The organism is Bradyrhizobium sp. AUGA SZCCT0158, from assembly GCF_018130065.1.
GTDB lineage: Bacteria > Pseudomonadota > Alphaproteobacteria > Rhizobiales > Xanthobacteraceae > Bradyrhizobium.
The window spans coordinates 80,474-104,883 of record NZ_JAFCME010000007.1 but is presented as its reverse complement, the minus strand read 5'-3'; the positions used below and the strand labels follow the sequence as shown (position 1 = coordinate 104,883).

At 62.0% G+C, this 24,410-nt stretch carries 26 protein-coding genes; 15 read left to right on the top strand and 11 right to left on the bottom strand.

Going from position 1 to position 24,410, the window contains the following annotated elements; all coding sequences use genetic code 11:
* Positions 1-64 precede the first annotated feature (64 nt).
* From JQ574_RS12195 to JQ574_RS12160, 8 genes are all read left to right on the top strand, one after another.
* Positions 65-1,513, top strand: coding sequence for a 6-hydroxynicotinate reductase (locus JQ574_RS12195; protein ID WP_212383554.1), 1,449 nt, complete (start codon positions 65-67; stop codon positions 1,511-1,513).
* The gene (locus tag JQ574_RS12190) at positions 1,510-2,418 is read left to right on the top strand and encodes a UPF0280 family protein (RefSeq protein ID WP_212208508.1); all 909 of its coding nucleotides are present in this window, start codon (positions 1,510-1,512) and stop codon (positions 2,416-2,418) included. Before JQ574_RS12195 ends, JQ574_RS12190 begins: the two co-directional genes overlap by 4 nt.
* Before the next feature lie 15 nt (positions 2,419-2,433).
* A complete protein-coding gene (locus JQ574_RS12185) occupies positions 2,434-3,018 on the top strand; it encodes an amino acid synthesis family protein (protein WP_212208507.1) in 585 nt (194 codons plus the stop codon).
* A gap of 83 nt (positions 3,019-3,101) precedes the next feature.
* Positions 3,102-4,304 (top strand): ABC transporter substrate-binding protein, encoded by a 1,203-nt coding sequence (locus JQ574_RS12180; RefSeq protein ID WP_212383552.1) that lies wholly within the window; start codon positions 3,102-3,104, stop codon positions 4,302-4,304.
* 243 nt (positions 4,305-4,547) lie between these two features.
* Positions 4,548-6,446: an ABC transporter permease gene (locus tag JQ574_RS12175; RefSeq protein WP_212208505.1), complete on the top strand. Its 1,899-nt coding sequence runs from the start codon at positions 4,548-4,550 to the stop codon at positions 6,444-6,446.
* Entirely contained in the window at positions 6,443-7,234 is a 792-nt protein-coding gene (locus tag JQ574_RS12170) for an ABC transporter ATP-binding protein (RefSeq protein WP_212208504.1), read from the top strand. The genes JQ574_RS12175 and JQ574_RS12170 overlap by 4 nt, the downstream gene beginning before the upstream one ends.
* Positions 7,231-7,935: an ABC transporter ATP-binding protein gene (locus JQ574_RS12165; protein WP_192734877.1), complete on the top strand. Its 705-nt coding sequence runs from the start codon at positions 7,231-7,233 to the stop codon at positions 7,933-7,935. Before JQ574_RS12170 ends, JQ574_RS12165 begins: the two co-directional genes overlap by 4 nt.
* 32 nt (positions 7,936-7,967) lie before the next feature.
* Positions 7,968-8,423, top strand: a complete 456-nt coding sequence (locus JQ574_RS12160; protein WP_212208503.1) for a MarR family winged helix-turn-helix transcriptional regulator — start codon at positions 7,968-7,970, stop codon at positions 8,421-8,423.
* A 60-nt stretch (positions 8,424-8,483) separates the two neighbouring features.
* On the opposite strand, the gene JQ574_RS12155 is transcribed toward JQ574_RS12160, so the two are convergent.
* Both JQ574_RS12155 and JQ574_RS12150 read right to left on the bottom strand, forming a co-directional pair.
* The gene (locus JQ574_RS12155; RefSeq protein ID WP_249119288.1) at positions 8,484-9,071 is read right to left on the bottom strand and encodes a hypothetical protein; all 588 of its coding nucleotides are present in this window, start codon (positions 9,069-9,071) and stop codon (positions 8,484-8,486) included.
* Between the two features lie 86 nt (positions 9,072-9,157).
* Positions 9,158-10,558 (bottom strand): selenium-binding protein SBP56-related protein, encoded by a 1,401-nt coding sequence (locus tag JQ574_RS12150; RefSeq protein ID WP_212208501.1) that lies wholly within the window; start codon positions 10,556-10,558, stop codon positions 9,158-9,160.
* Between the two features lie 349 nt (positions 10,559-10,907).
* Between JQ574_RS12150 and JQ574_RS35050 the strand changes: the two genes are divergently transcribed.
* Positions 10,908-11,132 carry a hypothetical protein gene (locus tag JQ574_RS35050; RefSeq protein ID WP_249119287.1) on the top strand — a complete coding sequence of 75 codons (225 nt, stop codon included), beginning with the start codon at positions 10,908-10,910 and terminating at the stop codon, positions 11,130-11,132.
* A complete protein-coding gene (locus JQ574_RS12145) occupies positions 11,059-11,697 on the top strand; it encodes a DUF4239 domain-containing protein (protein WP_249119286.1) in 639 nt (212 codons plus the stop codon). The genes JQ574_RS35050 and JQ574_RS12145 overlap by 74 nt, the downstream gene beginning before the upstream one ends.
* Before the next feature lie 268 nt (positions 11,698-11,965).
* Here the strand turns inward: JQ574_RS12145 and JQ574_RS12140 are convergent, their stop codons facing one another.
* Entirely contained in the window at positions 11,966-12,895 is a 930-nt protein-coding gene (locus JQ574_RS12140; RefSeq protein WP_212208500.1) for an ABC transporter substrate-binding protein, read from the bottom strand.
* Positions 12,896-13,462: 567 nt separating this feature from the next.
* Between JQ574_RS12140 and JQ574_RS12135 the strand changes: the two genes are divergently transcribed.
* Positions 13,463-15,052: an ATP-binding protein gene (locus JQ574_RS12135; protein WP_212208499.1), complete on the top strand. Its 1,590-nt coding sequence runs from the start codon at positions 13,463-13,465 to the stop codon at positions 15,050-15,052.
* Between the two features lie 388 nt (positions 15,053-15,440).
* Here JQ574_RS12135 and JQ574_RS12130 read toward each other — a convergent pair whose 3' ends face one another.
* Positions 15,441-16,367, bottom strand: a complete 927-nt coding sequence (locus tag JQ574_RS12130) for a hypothetical protein (protein ID WP_212208498.1) — start codon at positions 16,365-16,367, stop codon at positions 15,441-15,443.
* A gap of 315 nt (positions 16,368-16,682) precedes the next feature.
* Complete coding sequence (locus JQ574_RS12125) at positions 16,683-16,820, bottom strand: hypothetical protein (protein ID WP_212208497.1); 138 nt, start codon at positions 16,818-16,820, stop codon at positions 16,683-16,685.
* Between the two features lie 327 nt (positions 16,821-17,147).
* Between JQ574_RS12125 and JQ574_RS12120 the strand changes: the two genes are divergently transcribed.
* Positions 17,148-17,432 carry a hypothetical protein gene (locus tag JQ574_RS12120; RefSeq protein ID WP_212208496.1) on the top strand — a complete coding sequence of 95 codons (285 nt, stop codon included), beginning with the start codon at positions 17,148-17,150 and terminating at the stop codon, positions 17,430-17,432.
* 80 nt (positions 17,433-17,512) lie between these two features.
* Here JQ574_RS12120 and JQ574_RS12115 read toward each other — a convergent pair whose 3' ends face one another.
* A complete protein-coding gene (locus tag JQ574_RS12115; protein ID WP_249119285.1) occupies positions 17,513-18,592 on the bottom strand; it encodes an NAD(P)H-dependent flavin oxidoreductase in 1,080 nt (359 codons plus the stop codon).
* A gap of 97 nt (positions 18,593-18,689) precedes the next feature.
* On the bottom strand, positions 18,690-19,073 hold the full coding sequence (locus tag JQ574_RS12110) for a RidA family protein (protein ID WP_212208495.1): 384 nt from the start codon (positions 19,071-19,073) through the stop codon (positions 18,690-18,692).
* 162 nt (positions 19,074-19,235) lie between these two features.
* Here JQ574_RS12110 and JQ574_RS12105 point away from each other — a divergent pair, with 162 nt between their 5' ends.
* Positions 19,236-19,532, top strand: a complete 297-nt coding sequence (locus tag JQ574_RS12105; RefSeq protein ID WP_212208494.1) for a hypothetical protein — start codon at positions 19,236-19,238, stop codon at positions 19,530-19,532.
* A 473-nt stretch (positions 19,533-20,005) separates the two neighbouring features.
* Positions 20,006-20,479: a hypothetical protein gene (locus JQ574_RS12100; RefSeq protein WP_212208492.1), complete on the top strand. Its 474-nt coding sequence runs from the start codon at positions 20,006-20,008 to the stop codon at positions 20,477-20,479.
* A 151-nt stretch (positions 20,480-20,630) separates the two neighbouring features.
* Here the strand turns inward: JQ574_RS12100 and JQ574_RS12095 are convergent, their stop codons facing one another.
* Positions 20,631-21,830: an amidohydrolase family protein gene (locus tag JQ574_RS12095; RefSeq protein ID WP_212208596.1), complete on the bottom strand. Its 1,200-nt coding sequence runs from the start codon at positions 21,828-21,830 to the stop codon at positions 20,631-20,633.
* A 152-nt stretch (positions 21,831-21,982) separates the two neighbouring features.
* Here JQ574_RS12095 and JQ574_RS12090 point away from each other — a divergent pair, with 152 nt between their 5' ends.
* On the top strand, positions 21,983-22,756 hold the full coding sequence (locus JQ574_RS12090) for a ferredoxin--NADP reductase (protein ID WP_212208491.1): 774 nt from the start codon (positions 21,983-21,985) through the stop codon (positions 22,754-22,756).
* Positions 22,757-22,839: 83 nt separating this feature from the next.
* Here the strand turns inward: JQ574_RS12090 and soxA are convergent, their stop codons facing one another.
* The 3 genes from soxA to JQ574_RS12075 are packed head-to-tail and all read right to left on the bottom strand — an operon-like array spanning position 22,840 to position 24,406.
* A complete protein-coding gene (gene soxA / locus JQ574_RS12085) occupies positions 22,840-23,613 on the bottom strand; it encodes a sulfur oxidation c-type cytochrome SoxA (RefSeq protein WP_212208490.1) in 774 nt (257 codons plus the stop codon).
* Positions 23,610-23,930 carry a thiosulfate oxidation carrier complex protein SoxZ gene (gene soxZ, locus JQ574_RS12080; protein ID WP_212208489.1) on the bottom strand — a complete coding sequence of 107 codons (321 nt, stop codon included), beginning with the start codon at positions 23,928-23,930 and terminating at the stop codon, positions 23,610-23,612. Before soxZ ends, soxA begins: the two co-directional genes overlap by 4 nt.
* On the bottom strand, positions 23,930-24,406 hold the full coding sequence (locus JQ574_RS12075) for a SoxY-related AACIE arm protein (RefSeq protein WP_212208488.1): 477 nt from the start codon (positions 24,404-24,406) through the stop codon (positions 23,930-23,932). The genes soxZ and JQ574_RS12075 overlap by 1 nt, the downstream gene beginning before the upstream one ends.
* Positions 24,407-24,410 lie beyond the last annotated feature (4 nt).

Genomic DNA, 24,410 nt, shown 5'->3' with positions numbered 1-24,410 from the left:
AAAATGATCGTCTCGCGGGAATGCGGGTATGATCGACGCCTCCCAGCGAGCAGGCTTGTTCACGATGACGGATACAACGACTGCCGGTGGCGACAAGATCCGCTGCGATGCCTGTCCGGTGATGTGTTACATCAAGCCGGGCGCGGCGGGCGCGTGCGATCGCTATGCCAATCATGACGGCGTATTGGTGCGCGTCGATCCGCATATCGTGCTGGAGCGAACGGTGTCGCATGGCGGACGGCTGGTGCCGTTCCAGGCCGGCGGCGGCGATTGGGACGGCAAGCTGGTCCGTGAGCCCAATGTGTTTGTGACTGCGATCGGCGCCGGCACGACGTACCCCGACTACAAGCCGGCGCCCTTTATCGTGTCGTCGGAGATCGACGGCGTCGACATGGTCACCGTCGTGACCGAAGGCATTTTCAGCTATTGCGGCGTCAAGGTGAAGATCGACACCGATCGCTATCTCGGTCCCGAGACCGCGACCGTCCGCGCGCAGGGCGAGGCGATCGGCCATGTCACAACAGGCGAATATGGCTCGCAGATGCTCTCGCTCGGTGGCGTGCATCATCTGACCGGCGGTTCCAAGAAAGAGGGGCGCGTCACCTGCGACGCGTTGATGGACCTCTCCAATTGCAAGCCGGTCGAACTGACGATCGACGGCGGCGCGACCGTCGTGGTGCAGGCCGGGTATCCGCCTGTTGTCAATGGCGTCGCGGAAGAGCGGATGCGGGTCGGCTGCGGCTCGGCCACCATCGGCATGTTTGCCAAGCAATGGCACGGCAAAGTCGATGAGGTCGTGGTGGTGGACGACCACATCACCGGCGTTCTCTCGGAGCACCAGGCCGGCAAGCTGCTGGATATTCCCGATACCGGGATCAAGATGAAGGGGCGGCGCTCGACGCCGGGGCGTTATTTCCAGGTCGCCGAACCCGGCACCGGCTGGGGCGGCACCAAAATTTCCGATCCGCTGTCCGTGCTGGGCCCGTTCAATCCGAAGGAGGCGCGGCCGGGCCTGACCATGCTGATGGTTTCGACCACGGGCGAGCACGCCGCCTACTACGTGCTCGACGAGGCGCTCAAGCCGGTTGAGACGCAGATGCCGCTCGATCTGAAGCTCTCGGTCGAGCGTATCCAGGAAAATTGCGAACCGGCGCTATGCACGGTGTTGTTCATGGGCGGCGCCGGCGGCTCGCTGCGCGCCGGGGTCACCGACAATCCGGTGCGGCTGACGCGGTCGGTCAAGGATGCGCTGACGCGGGTCACCAGCGGCGGTGCGCCGGTTTACGTCTGGCCGGGTGGCGGCATCACGTTCATGGTCGATGTTACCCAAATGCCAGCCGGCGCCTTCGGTTATGTGCCGACGCCTGCATTGGTGGCGCCGATAGAATTCACGCTGCGGCTTTCGGACTATGCGGCGCTCGGCGGCCACATGGACTACGTCCGGCCGCTGGCCTCGCTCAAGGACAACACCGAAGTCCGCCCGATGCCTTACATTCCGGTACGGCACGCATGAAACGCCTGCCGCAAATAGCGCTTCTTCCTGACGGCAAGCGGCTGCATTTGCAGGACGGTCCAATCGATCTGATCATTGAGGCCAAGGGGCAGGAGGCGGAGGTCCGCGCCGCCTATGACGCCGCAGTGCGTCGCTTCACCGGTTTGCTCGATGAACTCTGCGAGGAATTGACGACGCTGCGTCAGCCGGTAAATCCCGTGCAATGCGCCCTGCAAGGCGTGGTCGCGTGCCGCATGCATGCGGCGGTCGCTCCGTTTGCCGCCCATCATTTCATCACGCCCATGGCAGCGGTGGCCGGCTCCGTCGCGGAAGAGATTCTCGGCGCGATGCTGGACGCGGCTCGTCTCGAGCGCGGCTATGTCAATAATGGCGGCGACATCGCGCTGCATCTGACCGGCGGCGAACAATTCACCGTCGCCCTGATGGACCGGCCGGACCGGCATGGCCTGATGCGCACGATGATCGTCGATGCCGACGGCCCGGTCCGGGGCATCGCGACCAGCGGCCGCCATGGCCGCAGCTTCTCGCTCGGCATTGCGGATGCCGTCACCGTGCTGGCGCGAACGGCGTCGCAGGCCGATGCCGCCGCCACCATCATCGCCAATGCCGTCGATTTGCCCGGTCATCTCGCGATTGTCCGCTGTCCGGCCAATGAATTGCAGCCCGACAGCGACCTCGGTCCGCGCCGCGTCACCCGCGATGTCGGGCCATTGACCGAAGACGAGGTCGAAGCCGCGCTGGAGGCGGGGGCTCTCCGCGCGCAACAATTGTTCGCAGCCGGGTTGATTGAAGGCGCGGCGTTACGCCTGCTTGGCGAAACGCTCGTGGTCGGAACTACTGGCTGTGCGACGCCTGCGTTGCATGCCCATCACGGAAGCGCGATAGAAAGTGAAGTTCATGCTTGAGCGGGAAAAAGGCCAATGAGCGCCATCATTCGCAAGATCGTCACGGTGGTCGAGGAAACCCATCTGGAGATGGGAAAGACCATCGCGCCGCCGACGCGGCGTGCCGCGGCGATTGCCGTGATCGAAAATCCGTTCGCCGGAAAATATGTCGAAGACCTTTCGCCTTTGATCGCGATCGGCGAGGAACTCGGCGAATTGCTGTCGAAGCGGGCGGTGGCGGCGCTTGGGATCGACGGCGCCAACGCGCAGAGCTACGGCAAGGCCGCAGCGGTCGGCGAAAACGGCGAACTCGAGCACGCGGCCGCGATCCTGCACCCGAAGATGGGCGCGCCGGTGCGCAAGGTGCTGAGCAAGGGCGCGGCGCTGATCCCGTCCTCGAAGAAGCGCAGCGGTCCGGGCACGACGCTGGATATTCCGCTCGGCCACAAGGACGCGGCCTTCGTGCGCAGCCATTTCGACGGCATGGAAGTGCAGATCAACGACGCGCCGCGCGCCAACGAGATCATGGTCGCGGTGGCCGTCACCGACAGCGGCAGGCCGCTGCCGCGTGTCGGTGGATTGACGGTTGCTGAAGTCAAAGGTGAAGACGGTTTGAGATAGGGCATGATCCGGAAAAGTGAGTACCGGTCGTCCGAAGAGATCATGCTCAAGTAAAATTGGTTTCAACATTGGAGGGTGAGGGTATGCGACGAAGTTATTTGTTGGGAGCGGGATTGGCCATCGCGGTTACGGGCATGGCGAGCTCTGCTTTTGCCCAAAGCGAGATCAAGATCGGTGAGATCAACAGCTATTCGCTGCTGCCCGCCTTCACCGAGCCCTACCGCAAGGGCTGGCAGCTCGCGGTCGAGGAAGTCAACGCCGCCGGCGGCATCAACGGCAAGAAGCTTGTGGTCGTCTCCAAGGACGACGGCGGCAAGCCGGCTGACGCCACCACCGCCGCCAACGAACTGGTGTCGAGCGAGAACGTCGCGATGCTGACGGGCACCTTCCTGTCCAACATCGGCCTTGCCGTCAGCGATTTTGCAAATCAGAAGAAGGTATTCTTTCTCGCGGCGGAACCCCTGACCGACGCCATCACCTGGTCGAAGGGCAACCGCTACACCTTCCGCCTGCGTCCTTCCAATTACATGCAGGCGGCCATGCTGGTGGAAGAAGCCGCCAAGCTGCCGGCCAAACGCTGGGCCACGATCGCGCCGAACTATGAATACGGCCAGTCGGCCGTTGCCGTGTTCAAGAAGCTGATGTCGGAAAAGCGTCCCGATATCGTCTGGGTCGACGAGCAGTGGCCGCCGCAGGGCAAGATCGATGCGGGCCCGGTGGTGCAGGCCGTGGCCGCCGCCAATCCCGAAGCGATCCTCAACGTCACCTTCGGCGCCGATCTCGTGAAGCTCGTTCGCGAAGGCAATACGCGAGGCCTGTTCAAGAACCGTTCGGTGGTGTCCTTCCTCACCGGCGAGCCGGAATATCTCGATCCGCTGAAGGACGAAACGCCTGAGGGCTGGATCGTAACGGGTTACCCCTGGTACGACATCAAGACGCCGGACCATGATAAATTCCTGAAAGCGTATCAGGCCAAATTCAACGACTATCCGCGCCTCGGCTCGATCGTCGGCTACCAGACGATCAAGGCGGCCGCAGCGATCGTCGCCAAAGCCAACTCCACCGATCCGGAGAAGCTGATCGCCGCGACCGAAGGGCTGTCGATGCCGTCGCCGTTCGGCGAAATCACCTTCCGCAAGATCGACCACCAGTCGACGCTCGGCGCTTACGTCGGCAAGACCGCGCTGAAGGACGGTAAAGGCGTGATGGTGAACTCGGTCTATCGCAAGGGCACGGATTATCTCCCGAGCGATGCCGAAGTCGAAAAGCTTCGCCCGAAGGATTGAGATCGTCGGTTACTTCTCCCTCGCCCCGCTCTTGCGGGGAGAGGGTCGGGGTGAGGGGCTCTCACCGCGCGTCCTGTGCTCGTGGTTAGACCTGTACCCCCTCACCCGAATTGCTTCGCAATTCGACCTCTCCCCGCAAGCGGGGCGAGGTAAGAACAGACCTCATCCTGAGGAGCCACGCGTGAGCGTGGCGTCTCCAAGGATGATGCCACCGACCTGACCAACGCGAGCAAAAGACCGCCCATGGCCTTCTACTTCGTTCAGTTCCTGACCGGTCTCGCCAGCGCGGCGTCGTTGTTTCTGGTCGCGTCAGGTCTGTCGATCATCTTCGGCGTGACGCGGATCGTTAATTTCGCCCATGGCGCCTTCTACATGCTCGGCGCCTATGTCGCGTTCACGCTGACCGAGCGCTTCTCCGGCGCGCTCGGCTTCTGGGGCGGCATCGTGGTCGCGGCGCTGATCGTGGCCGTGGTCGGCGTGATCGTCGAGATGGTGCTGCTGCGGCGGATCTATCACGCGCCGGAACTGTTCCAGTTGCTCGCGACCTTCGGCCTGACCTTGATGGTCGAAGACCTCGTGGTGCTGATCTGGGGGCCCGATGATCTCCTCGGCCGCCGTGCGCCGGGTTTCAAGGGCGCAGTCGATTTCTTCGGCCAGAACATTCCGACCTACGATTTGTTCCTGATCGCAATCAGTCCAATCGTGCTCGGCGGGCTTTGGCTGCTGTTCCAGCGCACGCGCTGGGGCGTGCTGGTGCGCGCGGCGACGCAGGACCGCGACATGGTCGCAGCGCTCGGCGTCAATCAGAAATGGCTGTTCACCAGCGTGTTCGCGCTCGGCGTCTTTCTGGCAGCGCTGGGCGGCGCTCTGCAGATCCCGCGCGATGCGGTGCATCACGCGCTCGATCTGCGCATTATCGTCGACGTGTTCGTCGTGGTCGTCATCGGCGGGCTCGGCAGCATCATCGGCGCCTTCGTGGCCGCGGTGCTGGTGTCAGAGCTCAACGCCTTCGGCATTCTGATCTTCCCGAAGATTTCCATCATCCTGGTATTCCTGGTCATGGCGGTGGTGCTGATCGTCCGTCCGTGGGGCCTGTTCGGCAAGCCGGAGGCAGCCGCGCGTCGCACGCCGGGGCTGACTGTCAATCCCTGGCGGCCGCTGACGACAAACGAGCGCTGGCTGGCGATGGCCGGGCTTGCGGTTGCGGCGATGCTGCCGCTGTTCGCCGGCAATTATGCGCTCACCGTCGGTTCGGAAATCGCGATCTTCGTGATCTTTGCCGCCAGCCTGCATTTCCTGATGTCGGTCGGTGGGCTCGCCTCGTTCGGCCATGCTGCCTATTTCGGGCTCGGCGCCTATGGCGTTGCGTTCCTCGCCAAAATGGCGGGGCTCCCGATGATCGTCTCGCTGCTTCTCGGCCCGCTGCTCGGTCTGCTCGGCGCGGCCATCTTCGGCTTCTTCGCCGTGCAATTGTCCGGCGTCTATTTCGCGATGCTGACGCTGGCGTTTGCGCAGATCGTCTGGTCGATCGCGTTCCAGTGGGTCACGGTGACCGGCGGCGACAACGGAATTTTGGGCGTCTGGCCGGAGAAATGGGCGGCGGGTCCGGCGAGTTTCTACTGGCTGTCGCTCGGCATCGCCGCGATCGCGGTGGCCATATTGCGGGTGATCGTGTTCTCGCCGTTCGGTTTTGCGCTACGCGCAACGCGGGATTCGCTGCTGCGCAGTGAAGCTATCGGCATCAACGGCAAGCGCGTGCAGTGGACCGCCTTCGTCATCGCGGGCACCGTCGCCGGATTTGCCGGCGCGTTGTTCGCGTACCTGAAAGGCAGCGTGTTCCCCGACAGCCTCGGCATCTCGCTGTCGGTCGATGCGCTGGTGATGGTGCTGCTCGGCGGCGTCGAGACCGTGTCCGGCGCCGTGGTCGGCGCCATCGTCTTCAAGGCGCTCAACATCTGGCTGGTGAGCCAGACCGATTTGTCCAAGCTTGTGCTCGGCGGCTTCGTCGTGCTGATCGTGGTGGCGTTCCCCAAAGGCATCGTCGGGGTGCTGGAGACGATCCGCAATCGCCGCAAGTCTTCGACGTCTGAATCATCGTCTAAGTCGTCCCTAGCCACTTCCCGGATCGAGACCGCCGAATGAGCATGGTCCCCACATTGCTGTCGGTCGAGAACCTGAGCAAATCCTATGGCGGGGTCCACGCCGTGCGGAGCGTTTCGTTTGCGCTGCGCGCCGGCGAAATCCTGGCGCTGATCGGGCCCAATGGCGCCGGCAAGAGCACCTGTTTCGACATGCTCAACGGCCAGAACACCCCCGACAGCGGCCGGATCAATCTGCTCGGCGAAGAAACCGTCGGCAAAAAGCCGCGCCAGGTCTGGCGGCTCGGTGTCGGCCGCACCTTCCAGATCACGGCGACGTTCCCGACCATGACCGTGCGCGAGAACGTGCAGGTCGCGCTGGTGTCATACGGGCGGCAATTATTCAATCTCTGGGGCTCGACGGCGCGTTACGCCCGCGAGGAAGCCGGCCGGCTGCTCGACCTCGTCGGCATGGGCGCCTATGCCGGGCGTCCCTGCGGCGAGCTTGCCTATGGCGATCTGAAGCGGCTCGAACTCGCAATCGCCCTCGCCAACCAGCCAAAACTTCTATTAATGGACGAGCCGACCGCGGGCATGGCGCCGCGCGAGCGCATCGAACTGATGCGGCTCACCGCGCAGATCGCCCGTGAAAAATCGATCGGCGTGCTCTTTACCGAACACGACATGGACGTGGTGTTCGAGCATGCCGACCGCATTCTCGTGCTCAACCGCGGCAGCCTGATCGCCGAGGGCACACCCGAACAGGTCCGCGGCAATCCGCAGGTCCGCGCGATCTATCTCGGCGAGGGCCTGGTCTATGATTCGCGGCACCGCGAGGGAGCCGGCGCATGAAGCTCTCGGTGCAGGACCTCAACAGCTATTATGGCCCGGCGCATATCCTGTTCGATATTGCGCTCGAGGTCGGCGAGGGCGAAGTCGTGGCACTGCTCGGCCGCAACGGTGCCGGCAAGTCCACCACCTTCCGTTCCATCGTCGGTCTGGTCCAACAGCGCTCCGGCCGTATCCTGTTCGAAGGCAGAGACGTCTCCACCGAGCCGACGCATGCGATCGTGCGCGGCGGGCTCGGCTATGTGCCTGAGGAGCGGCGCATCTTCACGGACCTGACGGTCGAGGAAAATCTCGAAGTCGGCCGCCAGCCCAAGCGTCCCAATGCGCCGCATTGGACCCGCGAAAAGTTGTTCACGCTGTTTCCGAATCTGGGCGAGATGCGCGGGCGCCCTGGCGGGCGCATGAGCGGCGGCGAGCAGCAGATGCTGACGATCGCGCGGACGCTGATGGGCAATCCATCCCTCGTGCTGCTGGATGAGCCTTCCGAAGGGCTGTCACCGAAGATCGTGGAGCAGATGGTCGACGCCATCCTGGCCATGAAGAAGGAAGGCGTCAGCATCCTCGTCTCCGAACAGAATTTGCATTTCGCCCGGCTGATTTGCGACCGTGCCTACATCATCGAGCGCGGCAAGATCTGCTATGGCGGCACGATGGCTGAACTCGACGCACGTCCGGACATCCGCGACGCGCATCTGTCGCTGTGACCGGCGGCGGCAAACAAGAAGAGAGAGCGTAGATGGGCAGGAGTGTTTCGGCGAAACGGAGCGTCAAGCCTGCGCGGCCGTCCTACATTCTGGACGAGCAGGTCGGCTTCATCCTGCGCCAGGTCTGGCAACGCCATTCGACGATTTTCGCCCGCGAGATCGGCATCAATCTGACCCCGACGCAATGGGCGGCAGTTGCGAAGCTGACCGAGACCGGTCCGTGCTCGCAAAATCTTCTGGGCCGGCTGACCGCGATGGACGTTGCCACCATCAAGGGTGTGATCGACCGCCTCACGGCGCGCGGTCTGACCGAGACCAGCCCGGATCCCGAGGACGGCCGCCGTCTGCTGGTCAGTCTCACGCGGGCAGGGCAGCAGCTCGCGGAGAAAGCCGCGCCCAATGCACTCGCGATCACCCGGGAAACGCTGGCGCCGCTCGACGCCAAGGAGCGCGAGATGCTGATGGCGCTGCTGGACAAGCTGCGCTGACGCGGAGGCGTGCCTTCCGATCGAAGCGAATTCACGCCGCAGCGCCGCACGGTGGTTGCGCTACTCCGCAAGACTGAGCACCAGTGCAATTGCTCCCACCAGAATGAGACTGATTGCCCATGACCTATCCAGGTTGAACCAGCTCCGCGATACGAATTTGAGGCCAAGATAACGGTACACCAGCCATGCCAGGCATCCGCCGGCCGCGATCATCGCGATGGCGTGGACGACGGCGACCAGTCCGGCCATACCGAGATTGGCGTTGATGAGGCTCAACGCTGCCTCGTGGCCCTTGTCGAGGTCGGCCTCCCGGCAGAGCCCGAGATAGATCGGCACCAGCATCAGCCCCGCGCCGTGCGCGATTGCCACGGCAAAGGACCACAGCCCCAGTTGCGTCGGCCGTATCCGCGCCAACGCTCTTGGATGGCGCCGATCGACAAGGCGGAAGATACCGAACCCGATAACCAGGAGACTGGCGCCGATCTGGATCTGGCGTTGCCATTCGACGAGGGTGACCAGCAGCGCGAAGGGGAGGAGCACCAGCAGCATCGCCAGCAGATGGCCGGCCGTCAGCGGCACCAGCGCGGCGCCGAGGGCACGCGTCGTCCTTTCCATCAATCCGGCGGATACAGCGAGCGGCCATCCCATTCCCGGATTTACGCCGTGGTAGAAACCGCTCGCGATGACAGCCAGCCAGAGCCAAGCCGGTGTCCAATCCGCCGTAGTGCTCACATTCAAGCCGACGGATAACAGAATGAATCGGTCGAACAGTCTCCTCCATCGAGCCTGATCTGATGCGCGCGGTATCCGTCGGGGAAGCTCACGCAATAGTCCTTTGCCAGTTCGAGGCCGCCTTTCGGGTTTGCATTGGCCATCACCTCGACGCCCGGAATGCCCTGCGGATAAAATTGGTCGTCCCAGGTCGAGTAGAGCGAGTTGGTCCAGTAGACGCGTTTGCCGTCGCGGCTGATCTCGACCATCTGAGGTCCGCCGGCGTAGGCCTTGCCGTTCGGATGAGGCGTGCGGCGTGCGATGCCGCCGATATGGACCGATCCGGCAAGTTCGGGCTTTCTGGGGTCACTGACATTGTATTGACGCATCTCGCCGGTGCCCCAGCAGGCGACGTAGAGAAACTTGTCATCCATCGACAGGTCGATGTCGGACACCAGCGGCGGCACTGCGCCAAAGCCCTGCAGAAGCGGCGGCAACTCGTCCTTCGCCGCGGGCTCGGGCGGGATGGTCGCCGTCTTCTCGATGTGAAATTTTCCGCCATCGCGCCACCAGGTCCAGATCGAACCTTCAAGGTTCGTGGTGTCGACCACGACGCCCAGGAAGCCGTACTCCTTGACGGGATCATGCGCGGGACGCACCTCCAGCGCCATTTGATGGTTGGCGCCGAGATCGATGGTCTGGACGTTTCGCCGGGCCCGCAGATCCCAGAAGTGGACCCGATGGCCGTATTTGTTCGAAAGCAGATCCTCGGGCACGATCCCGTTCTCGAACTGCGGCGGCAGCGCCCACTCGCTGCTCACCATGTAATCGCGGGGCAGATTCCACCAGAAATCATAGTGCTTCTCTTGAGGACCGCGATCGATCTCCCACCGTCCGAGCACTTCGAATGTCTCGCAATCCATGATGAAGATGCCGGGCGGTCCATCGGTGCCGTCCTTGCCACCGCCGCCGAGCGTTGAAACGTAAATACCATCCGGCCCGCAATGGATCGTGTGCGGCCGGGAGTACCCGGTCTTTTTGAAGACCTCCTCGGGCTCGATGATTTTGTGAATCTTCGCCTGTGTGGGATCGGGTTTGGTATCGACGATGTAGATCCGGGAGGACCGCATACCGGGGATGATGAGGTAGCGGCGCTCGAGGAAGGCGTGCCCGGTGAGCGGCGACAAGGCCGATGAACAGGCGTTCCATCCGAAATGATGAAACTCGTCGCCCTTGTTGGGCATCGTCACGGTGTGGACGATCTGACCGAAACGCGGAGAGCCGGGCTTGACGTCGATCACGGCAAGCGCGTCGGGTTTTGAAAAGTCCGGGCTGAGCAGCAAGGTGTAGGCGAAGCTCTCTGGCGGAGCTTCCATCGCAAGCTTCGGCGACGCGTGAAACGTGGGGTCTGGTCTCATCGTCATCGTACTGCCTCCCTGTTTGCCTTGGTGGGTACCAACATGGCTCAGCGGCATGCAGCAGAACTAACCCGGCTCGTTGAGTCCTCTTAGACTGTGCCGCCGGCGGGGTTCGCTGACGGTGACCATACACCTCAATGCCATCAGGTGAAAGAAACGATCCGGGCTCCGATCTCGCGGCGGCCGGGAAGGCCGCACCGCACGCGCCCGCCATCTCGAGACAAATGCCGGCGTCGCTCAGTCAGGGAGAGCGAGATGCTGATGGGTTTGTTGAACGAGATGCGGTGATTGCGGATAGCCCGGGAATTTCACATAATTGCGTCGGGCTGGATCCGGACACGGGGCGGGGAGCGCAATGAGCGACTGGTTGCACAATCTGCCTGTGCCAGTGATGGCGCTTTCCATCTTTGCCTTCACCTATCTGCTTGCCATCATCATCTTCGCAGCGGTTGCGGCGCTCGCGACGGGAGAACGCGCAAAATCATTCCCAGGCGATTTCGCCGGGCATGCTGCCGGTGCTGGGCATCATCTTCGGCCTGTTCGTCGCCTTCACCGCCGCCCAGGTCTGGAACGACAATGATCGCGCCAGTGCGGCGGTGAGCCGTGAAGCCAGCGCGCTGCGGGCCATCGTGCTGCTCGCCGCCGGCCTGCCGTCCGAACAGGAGGGCCGGGTGCGCAATCTCGTTCGCGGCTATATCGAGCAAGCCGCCAAGGTTGAATGGCCGATGATGGCAGGGCAGACAGCCTCGCTGAGGCCAGCTCCTCCGGCTCTCACCGAGGCGCTGCAACTCGTTGTCTCGATGTCGCCGCAGGGAGCGGGCCAGCAGACCGCGCAGCGCGAGATCATCAGCGCATTGGGAGTAGCGCTCGATGCGCGCCGGCAGCGGATCATCATCAGCCAGGCGGAAGTCAATCCGGTTAAATGGTGGAGCCTGTATTTGCAGGCGATTTGCGAACTCTTCGTGATCGCGCTCGTTCACTGCGGTAACCGGCTGGCATCGGGGATCGCGATGGCGCTGTTCGCGACCGGCGTCGCCGCCTCGGTGTTGCTGATCGCCGCCCACGACCGGCCATTCACCGGTCAAATTTCGGTCGGACCGGAGCCGCTTCTGCAGATCATGCCGGATGCGTCGACGGGCCGGTGAGCGCTGTATTCTGCGAGCGCGAGATCAAACGAGGCCCGGAGTGCCTAGGAGTCCGGGCCTCGTGATCAAACAACCCCTGGACATCGGTGTGATGACCGAAGTCCATCCCCCAGCTGTTCGCGAACGCTTTATAGGCAATGTCGCTTAAGGTGACTAACCCGGAGAACTACGGGGCGCGCACTTCCATCGTCACAACTGTGGGCACACTTGCGCTTGCGTCAGGGCCGGTCGCCATGTCTCAAAGGTGCCATAAGCGAACGTCGGCACTTCACTCGATCACCTCGTCGGCGCGCGCGAGGACGGTCGCAGGCAGCTCGATGCCCAGTTGTTTTGCGACGCGGAGATTAATCCTGAGATAGAATTTGGTAGGTCGTTCGAAAGGCAGGTCGCCCGGCTTCGCGCCTTTCAGAACGCGATCAAGCTGCGAGATCAAGTGACGGTTAGCGTCGGAGAAATCCGGCCCGAACGACATAAAGCCGCCGTTAGCGACCCAGTCGGGCGAAGGAAAGATCGCGGGTTTGTTGCTCGCGCCGACCAGCTTGATGACCTCGGCCATGTGAGCACTGATCAAGGCATCTGGGACAAACACGAGGGCGTCTAATCTGGTCAGGACTTCCGGGCCTAATGCCTTCGCAAGATTAGCGGGGTCATCGATGTTGATGGACTCGACCGTAAAACCGAGCTTACGGCCGGTCTCCAGGACAGGCGCCAGGCTCTGCGCACCGCTGCTTAGCTTTGTCGTCACCGTCCCGAGGCGGAGGGCGCGCGGGACAACCTCCCGCATCAGTTCGACGCGCTTTTCTGTGGTTTCCTCGGAAAAAACCGCGATACCGGTTACGTTGCGGCCGGGACGCGCGAGGCTATCCGCCAATCCTGACCCGACCGGGTCAACGGCGGTGAGCGCGACAATCGGAATTGTTTGAGTTGCCTTGTAAGCAGCCAGCGCGGCTGGCGTGCTTATCGCGAGAATGACGTCGATGCCGTCCTCTCGTATCAACTCTTGCGCCAGCCGAGGGAGCGCATCAACATTCCCCGCCGCGTCCCGAAACTCAAGACGAATATTGCGTCCTTCGACGTAGCCGAGCTCCCTCAAAATCCTGCGGGTTCCTTCCGCCTGCGACGCAACGTGGACCGGGGCGAGACTTATGACGCGCGGTATTCTTGCCGGCTGTTGTGCTCTTGCGGCAAGCGGCCACATCACCGCTCCGCCCAGAAGACTTACGAACTGGCGTCGTCGCATGTGACCTCGCTGGTCGCTCTCCGCGCTATCGCCGAACTATAGCAGGCTAAGGCTGTGCGGCGAACGGCATGTGACCACCAACTCGGCGATAGCCACGCCGGCAATCCAAGTGCCGACAGGTGAAATGTCGCGTTGGGTCAAACTCGGAAGTCTGAGTGCGCAAGTGGGAAGTCCGCTTTGCCCTCAGCAAGAGGCATCTTCAGCCAGACCTTTCAGGTCCGAAAAAGCGCGCCAATACCCGACATCATCCGCCGGTCAGGACAGGGAGGTGGGACCGCGGGGGCGGGTGTACCACGGATTATCTCCCACGCCGCAGAGCCCCTGCGTGCTATCGTTCTGGGTATCGAAAATATCGGCCTTAGCCCGGGACGGAGTTGCGATGAACCGGCGCGATTGCTCGGCGTTCTCGGCGGCGCGGCCATCGCGTGGTCGCTCGCCTTCCCTGATGCGAATGGGCAGGAATTGAGAAAGGTCTATCGAGTGGGCTTTCTAACATTGTCTCAACTCAAATAGGACATTCTGGACATGTCGACGCTCACCCCGCATGGCGCGTGCCTGCTGTGGAAGCCGGAATTGATCTGGCTGAATGCCGTTTCCGACGCCATGCTCGCCAGCGCCTTCTTTGCTACCGCGTTCGTCCTCGGGTTTTTCGTGTGGCGGCGCCGCGATGTTATGTTCCGCGGCGTATTCTGGACATTCGCCGTCTTTGCCGCAGTCTGCGGAGTGACCCGGCTGCTGTCGATCCTCACGTTGTGGGTGCCGGCCTACGGCATCGAGGCCTTTACCAAAGGCTTCCTGGCGCTGATATCGGTCGTGATCACGGCGGCACTGCTGCTAATGCTGCCGCGAATCCTGGTGCTGCCGACACGCAGGCAACTTCAGCAAGCCAATGCGGCGCTTGAGGAGGAAATCCGACAACGGCGCAAGGCCGAGGCCATGGTCAAACGCTTTCAGGAGATAGAGGCGAGCGAGGCCCAGGTCCGGCAAGCGCAGAAGATGGAAGCCATCGGCCAACTCACCGGTGGTGTCGCGCACGACTTCAACAACATTCTGACCGTGATCACCGGAACCATCGAAATCCTCGGCGAGGCGGTCAAGGATCGTCCGCATCTCGGCCAGATCACCGATATGATTAGCGCCGCCGCAGCGAGGGGGGCCGACCTGACGCGGCATCTGCTGGCCTTCGCCCGTCGACAACCGCTGCAGCCGCGCAACACCGACGTCAACGTCCTGGTCATCGATGCAGTACGCTTGCTACGACCGACCCTCAGCGAGCAGATCGAAATCGAATCGATGCTGGTGCACGATTCCGCGCCGGCCCTGATTGATCCCAGCCAGCTCTCGACTGCGATCCTGAACCTTGCACTGAATGCGCGTGACGCCATGCCGAACGGCGGCAAGCTGACGCTCGAAACCAAGAATGTCGTGCTCGACGAGAACTACGCCAGCATGAACAGCGAGGTTAATCCGGGCAACTACGTCATGATCGCGGTGAGCGACACAGGGGCGGGAATTCCCGGCAGCCTGCTCGACAAAGTGTTTGAACCATTCTTCACCACCAAGGAGGTCGGGAAGGGATCGGGGCTCGGTCTCAGCATGGTCTACGGCTTCGTCAAACAGTCGAACGGACATATCAAGATCTACAGCGAAGAGGGCCACGGCACCACCGTGAAGCTTTACCTTCCGCAGGCGGCAGGTATTACGGACGCGCTGGCCGCCGAGACCGGCATCCCGGGGGTCGAGCACGGCGACGAATCCATCCTGATTGTCGAGGACGACGCGCTGGTGCGCGAATACGTCGTGGCGCAGATCAGCCGTTTCGGATACCATACACAGGCCGCCGGCAATGGCGCCGAGGCGCTGGCAATCATTGATCATCCCGGACGCATCGATCTGTTGTTCACCGACGTGATAATTCCCGGGGGACTGAACGGCCGTCAGCTCGCGACCGAGGCGTTGAAACGCCGTCCTGGACTAAAGGTGCTTTATACGTCCGGTTACACCGAGAACGCCATCGTCCACCATGGCCGGCTCGATGCCGGCGTGCTGCTACTGCCGAAGCCTTACCTCAGCTCCGATCTCGCGCGGATGATTCGAACCGCGCTGGCATCGTGAATTCCCTGGGATGGGGAGGCGATCCTTTGATCCAGGGGGCGGCGTCGCGCGGCCAGCACCGGACCGGCATTGGCCGATGAGGTTGGCCGGCTTTGGCGCAATCACATCGCTCTGACCGTCGACCGGTGAGGCCCGGTTTACCCTATGAGCGGACTTCTCAGCAAAGACGGGTATAGCCACAACCGGATGTCATGGCCCTGTGGCACGAGGCGTGCAGTCTATGCAGTGCTGGGAATTTTAGTGTCCCAGTTCAGGAATAAGCGCCGCCGGGCGATACATTTTGATCCCGGCGGCGTGTCTTTTTGATACTGGCGCCGGCCAGGCCGCCAGCCACGGCCGTCGACCGCGCGAGATGGATGATCATCTCTGCGTTCGTAGCTTGCTGTGGTTAATGATGGGATATCTGAGGCTGCCGTTCCTTAGCCTCGTAGTATTCGGCCGAGAACTGAATTGACCATCGCGAGAAGAACGAACGCAACTTCTGCGTGGGCTTTTCCACGCCGAACCGTTCGGCGACATGCACCCCGCGCAGCCACCTTACCGCCGATGTGAAGCCGGCAGTGCGCTCGAGCCTCTCAACCGCCGCGATGCCGGCGGTCTCTGCCTGCCGATAGCGAAAACCGATCTTCTTGATCACATACAGGCGCCTGATGGTTTCATAGCTCTTGAACACGCGCTGCACGAACGGATGTTTCCTGGCCTGTGGCCAGGCTGCCGGGTACACCGGCAGCACCAGCAGCTTGCTCTTGGCGATGACAGTTGCCAGCGGATGCAAGAGCTGCATCCAGGCCGGCCAGGACGCGACCTTGGCAAACAATACCGCGTGCATCGCCGTTGCAGCCCCGAAGGAGATCGGCAGCCAAAGCACCGCGCCCACGAGCACGAGCAACGCGGTGTTCGGCGTCAGGTGCCGGCATTTTCGGAACACCCATGCCATACCGCTTTCAAAGGCAAGGTACACAGCATGTTCGAACGTCCGATAGCTGATCTTCCGCCGCAGCCACGACCAGTTCCGGCGGATCGATATACCCCACTGTCGACGTTTCGTCTCGGAAACGGGCAGGAAGTGCAACGCGCCGTTTATGACAGTAACGATGACATTGCCGAGAACCCTGACAGCGAAGAGCGGAAGCCAGACAACCTGCATTGCCAATGGGAAGGCGTAGTCGAGCAGCCGCATCAAGATCGAAAGAATGAAACGCAGGATCTTGTTTGCGGCGAGCGCGACAGAAACAATTGGTATGATGATCACATCGTCGAGTGCACCGGAGAAGCGGCTTTCCTCGTTCCATGCCGGGTTATGATCATGGGTCACGGTGCAACGGCTCCGGGCCGAAGACAGGGGATCGTGCCGGCTCAGACTAGCACACTGCAAGGGCCAGCGGGTGGCCTCAGATGCGGGTCCGGGTCGTGGGAGCGATGGCCCTATGCCCGCTAAGGGTCAAAAGCGCCGATAGCCGGTGGGATGAAGCGAGCATTTCATGCCCATCGACGATCTCTGGCACCGTCGTCGCCGGCGGCGTGTTGAGGTTGCGCTGGCGTATTACGGTGAAGTATCAAGGGTGCACTGGTCCGGCGATGATCTCTTGAGCCGAACTTTGAGTGCACCGTCGCTGCAATGTGGGCGCGCTCATTCCCTGCGGTCATGCTCCGTGCTGCCGACGGCATGATCCGAAGGGAATATGCTTTCGTAGATCGCACGGGCTTCCCGGATCAAGCGGGCTCGCTCGAGTTCGGATTTCGGAACAAAACGGATGACTTCGCCCACGGGGCTCTCCAGGGTTGGAAAAACATTCCTCCAACAGTTGGTTCGGATATTCATGGTTGTAAGATCCACTCCGATCACAAGAACTTATTTCTCGATGGATATTGCGCTGTGAAAATCCCCTCTCTTTTCGGGGTCACTGGGGGAAAACTGTGAGTGCAGGTTCCTTTCCGATGCAGGCGGCGCGAGGCCGCAGGGCCCCGGGGGGCCGATGGGTTCCGGTCACCGTGTTCTTACGGGTCGCAATTGGCAAACAGCTTGCGACGGGTGTGTCAGCTGTTCGGCATCCATGCACATTGTGTGCCGAACCAGGCCATAGGGAGCATGCAAATGAACATACAAGCTCGTTTTGAGACAGCACGCGAAAGCGCAATACGAGAGGTCGCAGCAATCAGCAAGATGCTGGCGGATCTTGTTCGCACCGTTCAACTGATCGAATTCGAAATCGCAGCCGAGGAAGAGCGCGCCCGGGTTTCCGACCAGTCCGACGTCAAGTATCCGATACTGGCGAGGACGCTGATCGAGCGGCGCGACAATCTTAAGGTGACCATTGCCGCCCTTGAACAGCGTCACACCGAGCGAGCGCTGCACGAGCAGATGGCACCCGCGGCTTAACGGCACCGCCGCCGAGAGGCGCGGCGGCGGCGTCGTCCGATACGAAACCGCGGGTCGTAACGAAGGGAAGGCATCACGCGCTAGGAACGCGAGAAAACGCGCAAGCACTCTGACGTCGCTTCCGCAAGCTGCTCGACCAACGCGCCGGCAGTCGTGTCGCTGGCGAGTGCTGCGGATTGACCGGCAAATAAAGCGGTAAGCTCCCTGTCTCCCGTGCCCCCGAGCGGCGCGGTGAGACTGAGCTGGCCGGGAAATGCCACCGGCCTCAGCTCCGAGGCCACGAGGTCGTCGATCAATCCGTTTTTCACATAGCGCGCCGGCCGGCCGGTGATCACGTCGGTGACGACAGTACAGGCGTCGGTGGGCTCGCGCAGCGCCGCGCGATGGGCATCGAGCACGTTGGCCTCTTCGCAGCGCAGGAAGGCCGTGCCCAACTGTACGGCGCTCGCGCCAAGGACAAAGCTAGCGGCCACCGTTCGCCCATCGGCCACGCCCCCGGCGGCAATGACGGGAACCCTCACCGCATCCACCACTTGCGGCAACAGCGCGAACAGGCCTGGCTGCATGCTGATGTCGACACCGGTGAAGGTGCCGCGATGTCCGCCGGCTTCGGTACCCTGCGCGATGATGGCGTCGACACCGCGCTGCTCAAGCATCCGTGCCTCAGCCACGGTCGTGGCGCTGGATATGATGAAAATTCCGGCGTCCTTGATGGCGTTGATGACCTCCTGATCAGGCAGGCCAAAATGGAAGCTCACCATCTGTGGCTTGGCCCGCATCAGCATCGAAAGGTGTTCGTGGCTCACTTCACCCGCCGCACCTTTCGGCTCGGGCACCGCTCCGAGACCCTTTGCGTCGAAGTGCGCCTGCAGACGCGTCCGCATCGGCTCGCTGACGTCAGGGGTAATCCTGGGCTCCGGCCAGAGCGGATAGTTGACGTTGAGGCTGCCGCCGCTCAGCTGTTGGAAGCCAGCGATCCGCCGCTCTGCTTCCTCGGCCGAAAACCCCCACATGCCCAGGCCGCCCAGACCACCGGCATTGCTGACCGCCGCGGCGAGTGCAGGGGTACTGAGCGAGCCCATCGGCGCCTGAAGGATCGGCCATTTGAGATTGAGCCTGTCGGTGAACGCGTTTTGGGACCACATCAATCGTTTTCCCATTCGTTATAACTGTCGTAAGTATTCTGTAATTGGCCGAAAGTCTCTCGCCATCCGATACGCGCCGGGTGCCATCGCCGCCGGCGGCACGCGCCGTTTCCTAATCAACGTACGCCTGGCACTCGATCTCGACCTTCATTCGTGGATCGACCAATCCCTTCACCTCGACGAGCGTGGAGGCCGGCAGATTTTCGCCGAAATAGGCGATGCGGCGCGGGTTGATTTTGGGCCGTTCCGTGATGTCGGTCATGAAAACCTGCACCTTGACGACATGCTCGGGCCCGGCGCCAGCCGCCTTCAGGCACTTGTCCATCACAGCGATGGCGATGTCGAATTGGGCAACAACGTCGGACGGTATGCTGCCGTCCTGCGCCTGGCCGACGACGCCAGCGACCCAGACGTGGGGGCCTGCACGGGTCACGTGGCAATAGTGGCTGACTGGCTTTGGAACGTCGGGAACGATGATGCGCTGGATTTTGGGCATGCCTGGCTCGCGAGTTGGGATCGACGCCCGGAGGTTAGCTGCAGTTGGCCGGGCCGGCCAGCACTGCCGCTCCCCGTGGTTTGGTGGCTGTCGGCCCTAGTGCAGCAGCGGCCCGATATGCTTTGATGCGCCGGGCTGGAACTGAAACGCGTGGGTGGCCTCATGTACATAGTCATTCGAAAGTACACCAAGGTTCGCTCGGTTGCGGATGCTGCTCGCCGCGCCAAAAGCGGCATCGGTCAGATGCTCAGGGAATCGCACGGATTCAGATCTTATTATGTCCTCGATGGGGGCGACGGCGTCGGTGTCGCTGTCATGATGTTCGAGGACCGCGAAAGCGCCAGTGCGGCGAACGAAAAGGTGCTCGAGTTTGTTCAGGCAAGCCTGCATGACCTGAATCTTGGAGACCCCGAAATCATCGCCGGGGAGGTTTTGGTGAATATTGAATCTGATGCGTAGCTGTTCATAAAGCCTACCCATCCGCTGCGTGCGCAAGCAAGGCGTCGCCACGAAGCCGTGAGCGCGCAGCGCGAACCACGCTGTGCAATTCAACGAGGGCGGATGAAGCGAGTGTTTAGTGCCCGACGATCTCCGGCACCCGTGTTGCCGGCGGCGTGTTGAATTGCTTTAATTCTGTATAGAACCTGCAGGTGTAGTTGAATGTCGTGCAATTTTTATTTGCACCCAAGAAAAGATGCGATAGCGTTGATTGTTCGGTGTGGGTCTCCCAATGCCAAGTGCATTCGACTGGGGCAACAATATGCGCCTCGTTTAATTCGCCTTAGTAAGCCTTCGCGACTGGGACGCTTCCGATTGGAGATCGTGCGTTGATCGGCGAAATCGGAACTGCCAATGTCTCATGATCGAATCTGCCTTTCGTACTCGCCAGCAGGTCGGCGATCGTTGCAACTCGCCTCATTGAACGGTGATGAATGAGCAGCCTCTTGAGGGTAGCGATCATCGTCGCCTGCGTTTGTGTCCAAATCTTTGGGACGTCTGCGGCGCAGTCAGGCCAGTTTGCGAGACCATTGAGCGGAAAACAGGTAACTTTGCGCGGCCAAAAAGCCGAGGTGGCGATGATAGCTGACAGTTCGAAAGCAGAGTGTTCTGTCCGTGTCGGAAGATTCGTCGATCAGTTAGACAAGGTGCTCAGCACCCAGAATTCGGTGGATCCAGTACAAAAGCTATTCAAAGAGTACTTTCCTCTTGAGGGATGCGATCCGGACGAAGTTGTTAAACTCTGTCGACGGTCGCAGTACTTCAGCGGAATTACGACTGATCCAAATTCATTCGTAATTTCCTTCGACAGCCGAATTCGTAATCCGCATTCGGGAATCTACGTGCAATTTAGTCTTGATAGGCGCTCGGGAAACTCTGAATTGCCGTTCGTCAAGATAAAGATTTAGGGGCTGAGATGGCTGAGATTGGCGTTCTTCAGAACGTGTCGCTTGCGAACCGTAGCGCCAGCGATTTCCATATCGTGTAGGAAAACCGTCTGCATGAGACGCAACACCGAAACGACAGGTGCGGTCGGCCAATCCGCCGGCCGCGCGTCAACTAGTGCCCGCCAACAATCTCCGGCAGCCGTGTCGCGGGCGGCGTGTTGCGGCTGCGCTGGGTGCGGACGATGCCGTCGATGATGGTCATGCCGATGCCGGGCAGGTCGCCGAGTTGCACGCTGTGCAGCAGGCTCTTGCCCGGCGAGTGCTGCGCCATGTCCATGATGACGAAGTCGGCGGAGCGGCCGACCTCGATCAGGCCGCAGTCGAGCGCGCGCATGCGGGCGGTGTTGCCGGTGGCGAGGCAGAAGGCGATTTCCGCCGGCAGTTCGCCGAGCGATGACAATAGCGACACCATGCGCAAAATGCCGAGCGGTTGCACGCCGGAGCCGGCCGGCGCGTCGGTGCCGAGAATGACGCGGTGCAGGTCGCCCATCTCGCGCGCGGTGCGCAAGGTAAACAGCGCCGAGCGTTCATTGCCGTTGTGAACCAGCTCCAGCCCGCGCTTGCAGCCCTCGCAGATGCAGCGGATCTGGTCGTCGGGTAGCGCCGTGTGACCGCCATTGATGTGGCCGACCACATCGGTGTCGGCTTCCAGCACCACGTCCTTGTCGATCAGGCCGGAGCCCGGGATCGAAGGCCCGCCGGTGTGGATCGTGCTCTGGATGCCGTATTTGCGCGCCCATCCCACCATCTTGCGCGCGGTCGGGCCGTCCTTGACGCCACCGAGGCCGACCTCGCCGAGCAGCTTGACGCCAGCCGCGGCGAGCTCCTTGAAGTCGTCCTCGACCATTTCGTTTTCGATCACGGGCGCGCCGGCATGGATCTTCACGCCGCCGGGCCGCAGCGTCCAGAATGCGCGCTGCGCGAAAATCGCCATCGCCTTGACGCCGACGACGTCGCGGGGACGGCCGGGCATATGCACTTCACCGGCCGATATCATCGTGGTGACGCCGCCATGCAGATAGCTGTCGATCCAGCCCATCTGGTTCTGCCGCGGCGTCCAGTCGCCGGCGACGGGATGGACGTGGCTGTCGATCAGGCCGGGGGCCACCGTGGTGCCGTTGGCATTGACGACAGTCGTGGCGCCCTCGGTGTCGACGTCCTTGAAGCGGCCGATGGCGGTGATTTTGCCGTTCTCGGCCACGATGGTGTCGGCGTCCAGGATCGGCTTTTCCAGCATCCCCGACAGCAGCAGTCCGATATTGCGGATCACCAGCTTGCTCGGGCCGCTTGCCTGGGGTGCGTCGTGCGCCATGGATTCTTCCTTGTTGTTCAATGCCTTCAGGGCGTTGCCGGCCATCTTGCCCGCGGCTTGACGGCGGGATCAAGAAGGATTATTCATTCGTACACGAATGATCGTATACGAATGATTTTGCCGACGCAATCTGCCTCCAATCGGATCGAAAGATGAGCAATTTCAATCAGGAAAGCGTTCTCAGCGTCCATCACTGGACCGACACCCTGTTCAGCTTCACCACCACGCGCGACCCCTCGTTCCGTTTTCGCAACGGCGAGTTCACCATGATCGGGCTGAAGGTCGGCGAGAAGCCGCTGCTGCGCGCCTACAGCGTCGCCAGCGCGAATTATGAAGACCGGCTCGAATTCTTCTCGATCAAGGTGCCGGACGGGCCGCTGACTTCGCGCCTCCAGCATCTGAAGGAAGGCGATGAGATCATCGTCAGCCGCAAGGCCACCGGCACGCTGGTCATCGACAATCTGCAGGACGGCCGCAACCTGTATCTGATCGGCACCGGCACCGGGCTCGCCCCGTTCCTCAGCGTGATCAAGGATCCCGAGACCTATGAGCGGTTCGAGAAGGTGGTGCTGCTGCACGGCTGCCGCCGCGTCGCGGAACTGGCCTATGGCGAGATGATCACCAAGGAACTGCCGAACGACGAATTGATCGGCGAACTCGTGCGCAACCAGCTGATTTATTATCCGACGGTGACGCGCGATCCCTTCCACAACCGCGGCCGCATCACCGATCTAATCAATTCAGGAAAGCTGTTCGCAGATATCGGGCTCGCGTCGCTCGAGCCTGCGCATGACCGCGTCATGATCTGCGGCAGCCCGGCGCTGGTGGCGGATACGCGCACGCTGCTGGGGGCTAAGGGCTTCGTCGAAGGCAATCACGGCGAGCCGGCGCAGTTCGTGGTCGAGAAAGCGTTCGCGGAGCGGTAACCGAGGACGCGAGACCGGGCCCATCCTTTCTTTGCATGGGGTTGTTTTCGCGATTTTTGTGTCTCGGCCCTCTGGGCCCATGACTAGGGTCGAATGGCCGGCGCTTCCAGCGGCATGCCCCTGGCACGCGACATCAGATAAAGCTCCAGCTCGACCAGTTCCGGCGCACCGTAATCATAGGCCTGCGCGCGGATGCCCGTCATGCAGGCGCGCAGGCGGCGCTGCAGCGATCCCAGTGATTGCCATTCCAGCCGATAAAGCGGGTAACCCGTCGGGTGTCCTTGCGTGATCGCCGATCCGGCCAGACGCTTATCCCAGTTCTCATCGTGGCAATTGGTGCAGCCGAGATTGAGCTGGCCCTGCCGCTGCATGAACAGCTCACGGCCCCTGGCGACGAACGGCGCTAGCTGCGGATCGTTGCCGGGCTCGATTGCAGCCCCGCGCGATTGCTGCGCGACAAAGGCGGTCAGCGCCAGCAATTCGCGGCTTTCGTAAGGAAGCGGCGTCGCCTGCTGTTGATTGGTGCGGCACAGATTGATGCGCTGCTCGAGATCGACGGGACGGCCGAGCGCCTTGTCGAAGGCGGGATAGTGCGCCGCGACACCCTTCATGCTGACGCGCGCGTCCTGATGGCAATCGGCGCAGGCCTTGTTTGCAACGCCCGTCTTGCGCGCCCACAATTTCTCGCCGTCGAGCACCCACAGCATGCCGGGATTTGTCGTATCGTCGTCCTGCATCGCCCTGGTGTCCGGCGCCATAAAGCTATAGCCGGAGCGGCGTTCTGCTTGCGGGATTTCAGCGCCGACGGCATCCACCGCGAGCAGGGCAGACAGGGCGATGAGGCCGGCAAATCTCATTCGACTGATATCGAGGCCGATGCGGTTTCGGAAAAGCCGTTATCGCCGATCCATTCGAACTCGAACTTGCCGCTCGCGGTCGCCGTGGTGAAGAAGGTGATGAACGGGTTGGCGGCGATCGCGGGAAACAGATCGGCGCGAAAAATCTCGGTGCCGTTATAGCGGCATGCAAAACTCGTGATGATGTCGCGCGGCACCACCTCGCCGGTGGCGGTGTGCCGATAGCCGGTTTCCATGATGTGCGACATCAGCGTCTTGATCTCGATGATGTCGCCGCGTTTGGCCTTGGCGGGAACGTTGATCAGCGCGGAGGTCATCAGATCACCTCATCGGTGCAGGCCGCCAGCGTCACCACGACGTCGACGCTGGCCGACCAGAACGAGCCGTCGGACAACCGCGCGATGGCGACGATCTTCTGGCTGTCGGCGAGGCGAATCCGCGTGGACACCTGCGCGCGGCCGCAATGCGGGCCGAGATGGAAATTGCCGATATTGGGCTGCGGGTTCTTCTCGTTGAAGATGTGGATGCTGCGGACGTGATCCTCCGGCGCCATCGGGCTTGCGACGTTGACGGTCAGCGGCACCGTGTTGCCGTTCTCGACCAGCGGCGGCACGTCGAGCTTGACCTTGCCGGTGCGCACTTGCGCGCCATTGGTGACGCTACGAATCGCGGATGCGAGTTCGGCGGGTGTCGCTTCGCCCGGTCGCACCGTGACGATCGGGACGGCGCCGAGCACGGCCACGCCGCCGGCGAGGCCGAGGAACTGGCGACGTGTGGAATCCTTGTGTTGCATCGTC